This is a genomic window from bacterium, assembly GCA_030654305.1.
In the GTDB taxonomy this organism is placed as follows: Bacteria; Krumholzibacteriota; Krumholzibacteriia; order LZORAL124-64-63; family LZORAL124-64-63; genus PNOJ01.
On sequence record JAURXS010000427.1, the window covers coordinates 1 to 10,592 of the forward strand.

The 10,592-nt window shown below is 71.8% G+C and carries 9 protein-coding genes; 1 reads left to right on the forward strand and 8 read right to left on the reverse strand.

The annotated features are described in order from the left end of the window. The 5 genes from Q7W29_12510 to Q7W29_12530 all read right to left on the reverse strand — a co-directional run. A partial coding sequence (locus Q7W29_12510) for a hypothetical protein (GenBank protein MDO9172640.1) occupies positions 1 to 1,207 on the reverse strand: 1,207 nt, incomplete at its 3' end. A gap of 22 nt (positions 1,208 to 1,229) precedes the next feature. After that, positions 1,230 to 2,906: a glutamine--tRNA ligase/YqeY domain fusion protein gene (locus Q7W29_12515; protein ID MDO9172641.1), complete on the reverse strand. Its 1,677-nt coding sequence runs from the start codon at positions 2,904 to 2,906 to the stop codon at positions 1,230 to 1,232. 109 nt (positions 2,907 to 3,015) lie between these two features. Next, the gene (gene bcp / locus Q7W29_12520) at positions 3,016 to 3,477 is read right to left on the reverse strand and encodes a thioredoxin-dependent thiol peroxidase (GenBank protein ID MDO9172642.1); all 462 of its coding nucleotides are present in this window, start codon (positions 3,475 to 3,477) and stop codon (positions 3,016 to 3,018) included. 124 nt (positions 3,478 to 3,601) lie between these two features. Beyond that, a complete protein-coding gene (locus Q7W29_12525; protein ID MDO9172643.1) occupies positions 3,602 to 4,087 on the reverse strand; it encodes a hypothetical protein in 486 nt (161 codons plus the stop codon). Between the two features lie 337 nt (positions 4,088 to 4,424). Further along, a complete protein-coding gene (locus tag Q7W29_12530; protein MDO9172644.1) occupies positions 4,425 to 5,174 on the reverse strand; it encodes an exodeoxyribonuclease III in 750 nt (249 codons plus the stop codon). Between the two features lie 153 nt (positions 5,175 to 5,327). Between Q7W29_12530 and Q7W29_12535 the strand changes: the two genes are divergently transcribed. Further along, positions 5,328 to 5,945 carry a hypothetical protein gene (locus Q7W29_12535; GenBank protein MDO9172645.1) on the forward strand — a complete coding sequence of 206 codons (618 nt, stop codon included), beginning with the start codon at positions 5,328 to 5,330 and terminating at the stop codon, positions 5,943 to 5,945. A gap of 20 nt (positions 5,946 to 5,965) precedes the next feature. On the opposite strand, the gene Q7W29_12540 is transcribed toward Q7W29_12535, so the two are convergent. From Q7W29_12540 to Q7W29_12550, 3 genes are read right to left on the reverse strand one after another with little or no spacing between them, the layout of a single operon-like run. Next, positions 5,966 to 6,781, reverse strand: coding sequence for a class I SAM-dependent methyltransferase (locus Q7W29_12540; protein MDO9172646.1), 816 nt, complete (start codon positions 6,779 to 6,781; stop codon positions 5,966 to 5,968). Further along, positions 6,778 to 7,161, reverse strand: a complete 384-nt coding sequence (locus tag Q7W29_12545; GenBank protein MDO9172647.1) for an acyl-CoA thioesterase — start codon at positions 7,159 to 7,161, stop codon at positions 6,778 to 6,780. Before Q7W29_12545 ends, Q7W29_12540 begins: the two co-directional genes overlap by 4 nt. Positions 7,162 to 7,217: 56 nt before the next feature. After that, positions 7,218 to 10,493 carry a S41 family peptidase gene (locus tag Q7W29_12550; GenBank protein ID MDO9172648.1) on the reverse strand — a complete coding sequence of 1,092 codons (3,276 nt, stop codon included), beginning with the start codon at positions 10,491 to 10,493 and terminating at the stop codon, positions 7,218 to 7,220. Between the last annotated feature and the right edge of the window lie 99 nt (positions 10,494 to 10,592).

The window sequence follows — 10,592 nt, forward strand, 5'->3', positions numbered from 1 at the left end:
CGTCGTCGACGCTCGCGAGCAGGCGCGCGGACGCCGGCTTGGCGGCCGTGCCGGCGCGCACCGAGCCGGGCCGGTGCTGCTCGCTCTCGACGAAGGCGATCATGTCGGCGGCCAGGTCCATCTCGGTGACGTTGCCCGCGAACGAGGTCAGCTTCTGCAGGCCGCCCTGCCGCACGTCGGCGCGCCACAGATCGATGTCCCGGCCCTCCCCCACCCGCAAGGTGATCCAGCGGCCGTCGCGCGACCAGAACGGGGGATCCTCGGGCGTGGAGCCGGAGCCCGACAGGCAGGACTGCGACAGCGGCGCGAGGTCGCTCTCGGCACCGGTGGCGAGGTCGCGCACGAACAGGCTCTTGAGGTTGAGGTAGGAGCGCAGCGCGTCGGCGCGGTCCATGTAGTAGGCGAGCCGGCGGCCGTCGGGCGAGAACGCGGCCAGCGAGGCGTGGCGGTCGGGGTCGCTGATGAGCGTGATCTCGCCGCCGGCGGCCGGGATCAGGCCCACGCGCTGCTCCTCGTCGACCAGGGTCGAGAAGCGCTCGTTGTAGGTCAGCGCCAGCGTCGCGCCGTCGGGCGACCAGGCGACGTGCGACGGGTACAGCGGCGCATGCGTGAGCTGCGCGGGCTCCGTCGGCGCGGGCCCGTCGCGCTCCACCGGCACGATCCAGAGCTGGTCGTAGTCCTCGGGATGATCGAGGCGGTCCAGCACCGTCCAGTCGGCGCGGTCCTCGTCTTCGGCCGCGGTGTCCGCTGCGGCCTCGGCCGGTGCCGCCAGCACGGCCAGGCGCGTTCCGTCGGGCGACCACCAGTAGGCGCTCAGGCCGTCGGGCAGGTCGGTGACCGCGCGCGGCTCGGTGCCGTCGAGCGGGTTGACCCAGACCTGGGTCTGTTCGCCGCGCTTGGCCAGGTAGCTCAGGGCGCCGTCGGGACGCCAGCCGACCCCGCCCACGACGTGCTCGTCGTAGGTCACGCGGCGGGGCTCCCCGCCCCGGACCTCGGCCACCCAGATCTCGCGGCGGTTCTTGTCCGCTTCCAGGTCCCGCCAGCGCTTCAGGTACGCCACGCGCGTCCCGTCGGGGGAGACGGCGGGTGCGGTCAGCGTCGGCACCTGCAGGAAGGCCTCGACCGTGAACGCGTCGTCGGCGCGCGCCGACGGGGCCGCGGCGCCGCACAGCAGGACCGCGCAACAGCAGACGAGCAGGGACTTCATCGAGCCTCCCGGCGGGTGACGGTCAGACCTTCTTCTGCTCTTTGGCCCAACTGTCCTTGAGCGACACGGTGCGGTTGAACACCGGCGCGCCGGGGCGCGAGTGCCGCGCGTCGGCGCAGAAGTAGCCGTGCCGCAGGAACTGGCAGCTGTGGCCGGGCTCGGCCGCGGCCAGCCCCGGCTCGAGCTTGCAGCCCTTCAGGATGGTGAGCGACTGCGGGTTCAGGCAGTCCAGCGGATCGGCGCAGCCCTCCGAAACGCCCGGGAAGGGGTCGCTGAACAGCTGCTCGTAGAGGCGCACTTCGGCGTCGAGCGCGTGGGGCGCCGAGACCCAGTGCAGCGTGCCCTTGACCTTGCGCTCGTCGGGGGTGCCGCCGCCGCGGGACTGCGGGTCGTAGGTGCAGCGCAGCTCGACGATCCGGCCCGCGTCGTCCTTCACGACCTCGTCGCAGACGACGTAGTACGCGTGCTTGAGCCGCACCTCGCGGCCCGGAGCGAGGCGGAAGAACTTCGGCGGCGGGTTCTCCTGGAAGTCGTCGCGCTCGATCCACAGCTCGCGCGAGAAGGGCACCTCGCGCTCGCCCGCGGACGGGTCCTCGGGGTTGTTCAGGCAGTCGACCAGCTCTTCCTCGCCCTCGGGGTAGTTGGTGATGACGAGCTTCAGCGGGTCCAGCACCGCCATCACGCGCGGCGCCGACAGGTTCAGCTCCTCGCGCAGGCAGTGCTCCAGCAGCGCGTACTCGACGGTGCTGGCGGCGCGCGCCACGCCGATGCGGTCGCAGAAGTCGCGGATCGCGCTGGCGGTGTAGCCGCGGCGGCGCAGGCCGCAGATGGTGGGCATGCGAGGGTCGTCCCAGCCGTCGACCAGGCCGTCCTGCACCAGCTTGAGCAGCTTGCGCTTGCTCATGACCGTGTGCGTGAGGTTGAGGCGCGCGAACTCGATCTGCTGCGGCCGGTAGACGCCGAGCTGCTCCAGGAACCAGTCGTACAGCGGGCGGTGGACCTCGAACTCCAGCGTGCAGATCGAGTGGGTGATGCCCTCGATGGAGTCCTCGAGCCCGTGCGCCCAGTCGTACATCGGGTAGAGGCACCACTGGTCGCCGGTACGGTGGTGCTCGGCGTGGCGGATGCGGTAGACCAGCGGGTCGCGCAGCAGCATGTTCGGCGAGGCCATGTCGATCTTCGCCCGCAGGACCTTGGACCCGTCGGGGAACTCGCCGGCGCGCATGCGGCGCAGCAGGTCGAGGTTCTCGGCGGGCGCGCGGCCGCGGCACGGGCTGTCGGAGCCCGGCGTCTTGACGGTGCCGCGCGTCTCCTTGATCTGCTCGTCGGTCTGGTCGTCGACGTAGGCCTTGCCGGCGTTCACGAGCTGCTCGGCCAGCTCGTACATGCGCTCGAAGTAGTCCGAGGCGAAGAACAGCCGGTCCTCCCAGTCGGCCCCGAGCCAGCGCACGTCCTCGACGATGGAGGTCACGTACTCGTGCTCCTCCTTCTCGGGGTTCGTGTCGTCGAAGCGCAGGTTGAACTTGCCGCCGAACTTCTGGGCCAGCCCGTGGTTGAGGCAGATGCTCTTGGCGTGCCCGATGTGGAGGTAGCCGTTGGGCTCGGGCGGGAAGCGCGTGTGGACGCGGCCGTCCCAGCGGCCCGTGCGGTTGTCCTCGCGGATGATCTCTTCGATGAAGTTGTTCGGCGTCTCGGACATGGGACCTCGCTCGTGAGGACATGAGTTGCGCGGGCGGCCGGCCAGGCCGCGGTCGCCGACAACACTAGGCTCGGGAGCGGGGACTGTCCAGCGGGAGTGCCCCTCCCCCTCAGCTCCCGGCCAGGAACTTCTCCGCCAGCGCCACGCTGTCCGCCGGGCTGACCTTGATCCGCTCGTCGAGGATGCGCCCGTCCTCGCCCACGATCCAGTGCGAGCGGATCACGCCCTCGTACTTCTTGCCGTACATGCTCTTCTCGCCCCAGGCGCCCCACTTCGCCAGCACCTTGTGGTCGGGATCGGAGAGCAGGTCGAACGCCAGACCCTGCTGCTCCTTCCAGCGGGCCAGCGCCGCCGGCGCGTCGGGGCTGATCCCGAGGATCACGACCCCCTTCTTCGCGAAGCGCGGCAGCGCCTCGGAGAAGCCGCAGGCCTGGGCGGTGCAACCCGGCGTGTTGGCCTTGGGGAAGGCGAACAGGACCACCTTGCTTCCCAGGTGGTCGGACAGCTTGACCTTCTCGCCCCGCTGGTTCGGCAGCGTGAACGACGGGGCCTTGGTTCCGATCTTCGGCATGGAGCGTCCTCCCGGATGACGTCGTGTCGCGAACGGCGGTCAAGGTAGACGACCCGCCGTCAACGCGCGACCCCGGCCTCCGCGAGGAAACCGGGGTCGGCGCTGACGCGGGATCGCGACGAGGCTAGCTGGAAGCCTTCGCGGCCGCGGCCTTGGCGTCGGCAGCCTTCTGGTCGAAGGCGGCCTTCAGGCCGGCGGCGTCCTTGCCGCAGCAACCCTTGCCCTCGGCGACGGCCTTGGCGCAGCAGGGATGCATGGACGACAGCGCGGCGTCGCAGGCGGCCTTGTCCGCGGCGCACGCGGCCTTCATCTCGGGGGTGCAGGCTTTGCCGTCGGCGGAGGCGTGAGCCGCGCAGGCGGCCTTGTCGCCGGTGCAGGCGGCCTGGGCGCCGCAAGCCGACTTCACGCCGTCGGTGGAAGCGTGGCCCGAGCAGGCGGCCTTGTCGCCGGTACAGCTGGCCTTGCAGCCCTCAGCGGTCTTGGTCGCGCAGGCGGCCTTGTCGCCGGCGGCGGCCTTCTGCGCACAACCCGGCCCTCCGGCCTGGGCGCCGATCGCCACCAGGGCGACGACGGACAGGGCGACGACCAGGAGCGTGATCAGTTTCTTCATGACGGTTCCTTTCCACGTTGTCTCGTCGGGTCATCCCTCGCGCCGCCCGGAACCGAAACGGGCCCCCGGCCGCGAGGAAGGAATACATACTTTAGCTATATGCGATCCCCGGGGCAACAGTTCCCGACATCACTTGAAATTTGCGGATACTGACAAGGAATTGTCAGGTTGGGTGCCGAGGAGCTTGGCAGTGCGGATGGGCCCGTGCCGGGGGGCGCTTGCCGGTCACATCCTGTGACCGGCTCGCTCGGCTGCCGACCCTCTGCGCCCTCCTGGCGCAGAGGGCCTGCAGACGCCCCCGGAACGGGCCCATCCGCACTGCCAAGCTCCTCTGCGCTCAGTCCAGGACAACCTCGACAGGGCAGTGATCCGAGCCGTGGATGTCGGAAAGGATGGAAGCGGAGCGCAGGCGTGGTCGCAGGGAGGCAGAGATGAGGGCGTAGTCGATGCGCCAGCCGATGTTGCGGGCGCGGGCGTCCACGCGCCAGGTCCACCAGGTGTAGTGTCCCCCGCCGGTCTCGAACTCCCGGAAGGTGTCCACGAAACCGGTGCGGATGAGGGCGTCGAAGCCGGCGCGCTCCTGGGGGGTGAAGCCGGCGTTGTTCACGTTCTGCTTCGGGTTGGCCAGGTCGATCTCGCGGTGGGCGACGTTGAAGTCGCCGCAGACGACGACCGGCTTCACCCGCTCGAGCTCCCGCAGGTAGGCCAGGAAGGCCGCGTCCCAGCGCATGCGGTCCGGCAGCCGCAGCAGGCCGCGCTGCGCGTTGGGCGTGTAGACCGAGACCACGAACAAGTCGGGGAACTCCAGCGCCAGCGTGCGCCCCTCGTCGTCGAGACCGGACAGCACGCCGCCGCACCGCACGTCCAGGGGCGCGGTCCGCGTCATCACCGCCACGCCGGAATAGCCGGGCTTGCGCGCCGGGTTCCAGAACTCGTGGTAACCCTCCAGCCCCGCGGCCGCCTGTTCGGGCAGGGCCCGCGTCTCCTGCAGGCAGAGCACGTCCGGGGCGACCCGGGCGATCGACTCGCGCAGGCCCTTGCCCAGGGCGGCGCGCAGGCCGTTGACGTTCCACGAAACGATGCGCATGGGCCTCCCCGCGCCGCGACGGGCACGGTTCTTCCAGTCAGGTGACAGGGAGCGGTCCAGGGGACCTTTCCCATGGGGGATCGTGAGGGAGCGGACGGCGCCGGGGTTTCTTCCCGGATCCCAGCGTTCCCTCGCAAACAGAGCGAGGGCGACATGAACACTTGCAGAACGCTACGATACCTGCAGCTCGCGGCCGTGGCGATCCTGGCCCTGGCGCCGGCCGGCGCGGCTCTCGCCAGCGACCTGTCCGGCGTGATCACCGCCGAGTACGTCGGGCCGCACGGGATCGGCGAATGGCGCTACACCCTGGCCGTGAACTGGCAGAACCAGCCTTCACGTGGGCTCAGCCACCTCAACCTGTCCCTGGGCGCGGGCACGACCTGCACCGAGAACGACCTCGCGGCCGGCGTGCTGTGGGGTTTCAACGCCGGCATGGTGATCCACTCCGATCTGACGCGCGAGATCCTCTGCCTGGCCCAGTACGAGGTCGATGGCGACCCGTCGCTGAACATCACGGAGCCGTTGCTGAAATTCGAGCCCCATCCCGGCTCGATCAGGGGGCCGGGACCCGTCGGCTGGGGCCGGCTCGTGTTCTACTCCAACAAGCCGCCGGCGGCGATCGTCACGCCGAACAGCTTCCTGAGCCAGAAGTTCGGCACGTACAGCAGCTTCGGCCAGGTGACCGGCGTGTTCCCGGCGCTGCCGTGCGATCCCGTCGATGCGGACGCATCGGCTTGGGGCGACGTGAAGGCGATGTACGGCGACCGCTGACCCGCGGTCCGCAGGCACGATCAACCGCGCCGGGCGAGCACCTCCAGCTGGTAGGGGAGGTCGCGCCCGGCGCGCGGCGTTCCCAGCCGGTCGAGACTCGCCAGCCGCTGGAGGTCGCTGCGACCCAGCAGCGCGTCCCACTGCCGGGGCGTGTAGGTGCGCAGGTCGTAGACGTGGTCCCGATGCTCTTCGACGCCGGCCCGGCTCACCACCAGGTGGCTGATCACCCGCTCGAGGCGCGGGCCGATCCCGTCCGGGCCCGGCGGCAGGTAGTTCACGACCTGGGTCACGCGGATCCCGCCGCGCGACGCCGTCCAGACATCCTCGTCCGGCGGTTCGCCCTGTGGGCTCGTCAAGCTGAGGCCTAGGACGTAGACGCCGCCGGGGCGCAGCAGTCGGGCCATCCCGTCCAGGTGGGCCCGCGCCGCGCGATCGTCCGGTAGGTGGCGGAAGGAATTGTCGGGCAGGTAGGCGACGTCGACCCCGCCCGGCGGCAGCAGGTCGCCGCAGTCGGCCATGTCGGCCACCAGCACCTCGGCCACCAGCACCTCGTCCCTTGCAGCCAGGCCACGGCGGCGCAGCCGGCGGCGGGCGTGGCTCGCCATCGCGGCGCTCACGTCGAAACCGACGGCCCGGCGGCCCCTGGCCGCCCACTCCCGCAGGCAGCGCCCGGTGCCGCAGGCCGGCTCCAGCCACAGGCGCGGGCCGTCTTCCAGGACCGCCCAGGCCGCGACGATCGCGTCCAGGACGTCCAGCTCGGCGGCCGTCCCGGGTGCGGCCAGGATGTCGTAGACGACGGGATCGTCGTAGAAGCCGCCGCCGCCGTCGCCCTTCACGATCCGGGTGCGGCCGGGATGGGCGCCGGTTCCCCGCGATCGCCGATGTTCACGTAGGTCACGTCGGCGCCGGTCACCTTGACGGCCTCGCCGTCGCGGCGCTCGGCTTCGACCTCGATGCGCACGGTGACGGAGGTGTGCCCCGTCCGCTCGATCTCGGTGTAGAAGCTGACGAGGTCGCCCACCCGCACCGGGGCGTGGAAGACGACCTTCTCCATCGCCACGGTCACCACGCGGCGGCAGCCGTGGCGGTGGGCGGCCACGGCGCCGGCCTGGTCGATGTGGCTGAGGATGACGCCGCCGAAGATGGTGCCGTGGGCGTTGGTGTCGCGCGGCATCATCAGCACGCGGATGGCGGGTTCGCGGCGGGTCTGGCTCATGCGCGTCCTTCCGGGTCGCGGCGGCGCCGGTGCGGGCCGGCGCCGCCGCGGTGGGGTCAACCTTCGGCGCGAGGCGCCGGCTGCGGCTTGCGCCGCTCGGCGTCGGCCGCTTCGATCATCAGGTCCACGGCGCGATCGAGCTGCGGATCGCGGCGGTGTAGGCGGTCGGCCGGGGTCAGCGCGACCGGCACGTCCGGCACGCAGCCCGCCCCGTCGCGCTTGGCCTCCTGGGGGCGGCCGTTGCGCTCGAGGCGGTGCTCGTCGCCCCAGATCCACCAGCCGCGGAAGGGCAGGCGCACGAAGCCGCGGTAGCGGTTGGCGAAGGCGCCGGTGGAGATGACGTTGCCGCCGGTCTCGGCGCCGATCACCGGCCCGCGGCCGATGGTCTGCATCGCGTGGCTGAAGATCTCGGCGTTGGAGTAGCTGCCCTCGTTGCAGATCACCGCCACCGGTTTCGACCAGCGGGTGAAGGTCTGGCGCTCGGTCTGCGGGTAGCCGACCTCGCCGTCGCGGCTGATCGTGAAGGCGTGCACCGGCTGCGTCAGGATCGTCAGCAGCAGGTCGGTGGTCCAGCCGCCGCCGTTGTCGCGCACGTCGATGACCAGCGCCTCCTTGCCGTCGGCGGCGGCGAACAGCTCCTGCTGGAAGCGCTCGACCTCGCCGAGGCCCATGCCCTGGATGTGCACGTAGCCGACGCGGCCGTCGCTGCGCCGTTCGGCGGCGTCGCGGCGCTCGCGCTCGGTCGCGAGGTACTGCAGCTGGCGCTCGTCGGTCCACTTCTGGGGCACGACCTCGAACTCGAGCCGTTCGCCCCCGCGCCGCGCCTCGATCCACAGCGGGACGCCGGCGCCGTTCTCCAGCGCGGCCTCCAGGCTCGCTTCACGGCCGACGGTCCGGCCCCCGACCGACAGCAGCAGGTCGCCCGGCCGCAGGCGGGAGCGCTCGCGGTCGCAGGGCCCGTTGCGCAGGACGCGGGACACCTTCAGGCCCTCGCCGTCGTGGGCGGGATCGAACTCCAGGCCGAGCCAGCCGTCGTCGCCGTAGTCGCCGATCGGCTCCCAGCCCGGCCGGTAGCCCATGTGGCTGGCGTTCAGCTCACCGAGCATCAGGTTCATGACGTCGCCGAAGTCGGTGTCGTGGGCCACGCCCTTCACCCAGGCGGCGTACTTGCCGCGCAGTCCGGGCCAGTCGACGCCGTGCATGTCGGGGTCGTAGAAGCGGTCGCGCAGGGTGCGCCAGGCCTCGTCCATGACGTGCAGCCGCACGGCAGGACGGTCGATGGTCAAGCGCGCGGTGAAGCTCACGGTCTCGGTCTTGCCGCCCTCGGCCGGCGTCGTGGCCGGCTTGCCGCCCTTGAGGTAGGTGAAGGTCTTGCCCTTGGCGTCCAGGTAAGGGCGGCGGGGTTTCGCGTCGCCCTCGGTCACGGCCTTGCGGTCCTCGCCGAAGCGGTCCACCGACCAGAGGTCGCTCGCCTCCCCCCGCTGCGCCAGGAAGTAGACGCGGTCGCCGTGGGGCTCGGCGGCCACGGGCCGCTCGTCGTCCGGCAGGTTCGTGAGGCGGCGGCCACGCAGGTGGATGTCCTGGAAGTCGACGGTGACGACGATCTTCTCCTTCTCTTTCTCCTTATCCTTGTCCTTGTCGCCGTCCTTGTCGCCGCCCTTCTCCTTGTCGGCGTCCTTCTTCTTCTCGTCGCGCGACTTCTGCTCGACCTCCCACTGCTCGCGCGTGCGCTCGTGGTCGGCGAGCGTGAGGTAGAGCGCGTAGACGTCGTGGCCGCGGTCGCCGGGGTCGTGGGCGTGGCGCGTGGTGGACCAATAGAGCTGGCGGCCGTCGGGCGACCAGACCGGGTTCTCGTCGTAGGCGGGGTGGCGCGTGACGTTCACGGCCTCGCCCCCCTCGGCGGGCACCAGCCAGATGTCGGTGTTGAAGTCGCGGTCGGCGCGGCCGATGGCGAGCCAGCGGCCGTCGGGCGACCAGGCGAAGGAGTCCAGGTCCCAGTGGCGCACGAGCGTCTCGTCGCCGGACCCGTCCGCCTTCATGACGTGCAGGTCGCCCAGCCCCCGCACGTAGGCGATGCGGCGGCCGTCGGGGGACCAGGCGGCGCGACCGCAGGGCACGTTGCCGCCGGTCAGGCGCACCAACTCGTGGCGACGGGCCGTGCGCAGCCGGGCGTCGTCCCCGTCGCCGGAGACGAGCAGGTAGACGGCGTCCTCGCCGTCGCGGTCGCTGACCAGCAGCAGGGTGTCGGCGCCGCCGGGACGGAAGGCGGGCGTTTGCTCGAGGGCGGGGCCGGGCACCGCCACGACGGCGCGCCCGCCCTGCTTGCGGTTCAGCAGCACGATCTCGCCGGCGATCGCCAGCGCGAGCTCGTCGCCGTCGTCGGCAACGGCGAGGTCGTCGGCGTCGGCGGTCTTCGTCTCGACGACCACCGGGTTCTCGATCTGGTCGGCGGCCACGTCGATGGCGAGGCGGCGGGGCTCGCCGGCGCCGGGCTCGAACAGGTAGAGGTCGGTGCCGCGCTCCAGGACCAGGCGGCGGCCGGCCAGGCCGAGAGAGGCCGCGCGCACGCCGTCCCCCTCGAAGAACGTCAGCTGGCGCTTGCCGGCGCCGTCGGGGCCCATGGTCCAGACGTTGGCGGTCAGCGCTGCGTCCTGGTCCGACAGCCAGGTGATCCGGCCGTCGGGCGCCACCATGGGGTTGGTGTCGTAGCCGCGGTTGGCGGTCAGGGCCGCCGGGTCGCCGCCGCGCGTCCAGGCGTAGATCTCCCGCTGGTAGGTGCCGCGGTAGCGCATGCGCCCGCCGCCGGTGCTGCCCTCGGCGTAGACGAAGGTGCGGCCGTCGGCGGTGGCGACCTCGTCGGCGAAGACGTCGACCAGGCGCACGGGCTGGCCGCCGGTCACCGGCACGGCGTGGATCTGGGGCGACATCGGGTAGTCGAACAGGCGCCGCGACGTGAAGTAGACGGTGCGTCCGTCCGGGGAGAAGGCGCGTGGGACGTCGCCGGTGCCGGAGAAGGTGAGGCGGGTCGGCGGGCCGCCCGCCAGGGGCATGACGAACACGTCGTCGTCGCCGAAGCGGTTGGAGGCGAAGGCCAGGCTGCGGCCGTCGGGCGAGAAGACCGGCGCCGTGTCGTAGGCCCGGTGGGCGGTCAGGCGGGCCGCCTCCCCGCCCTGCGACGGCACGCGCCACAGGTCGCCCTGGAAGCTGAAGACGACCGTCTCGCCGTCGGGGCGGAGCGCCGGGCTGCGCGGCATGAAGACCTCGGCCGCGTGGGCGGCCGGGGACGCGATGAGCAACAGGATGGCCGCCGCGGCCACGAACTTCGAGGTCATCGATCGCCTCCAGGTAGGGCGTGGGTCGCCCGGCCGCCGGGGGCCGCCGGCGCCGGTTGCGGGGCATCCTAGCCGCGGTCCGCTCCGCGGGGCAACCCC

Coding starts and splice junctions, on each gene's coding strand:
- bcp (MDO9172642.1), bottom strand. CDS start 3,477: ATGCCGAAGATCGGAACCAAGGCCCCGTCGTTCACGCTGCCGAACCAG.
- Q7W29_12535 (MDO9172645.1), top strand. CDS start 5,328: ATGAACACTTGCAGAACGCTACGATACCTGCAGCTCGCGGCCGTGGCG.
- Q7W29_12525 (MDO9172643.1), bottom strand. CDS start 4,087: ATGAAGAAACTGATCACGCTCCTGGTCGTCGCCCTGTCCGTCGTCGCC.
- Q7W29_12530 (MDO9172644.1), bottom strand. CDS start 5,174: ATGCGCATCGTTTCGTGGAACGTCAACGGCCTGCGCGCCGCCCTGGGC.
- Q7W29_12545 (MDO9172647.1), bottom strand. CDS start 7,161: ATGAGCCAGACCCGCCGCGAACCCGCCATCCGCGTGCTGATGATGCCG.
- Q7W29_12515 (MDO9172641.1), bottom strand. CDS start 2,906: ATGTCCGAGACGCCGAACAACTTCATCGAAGAGATCATCCGCGAGGAC.
- Q7W29_12550 (MDO9172648.1), bottom strand. CDS start 10,493: ATGACCTCGAAGTTCGTGGCCGCGGCGGCCATCCTGTTGCTCATCGCG.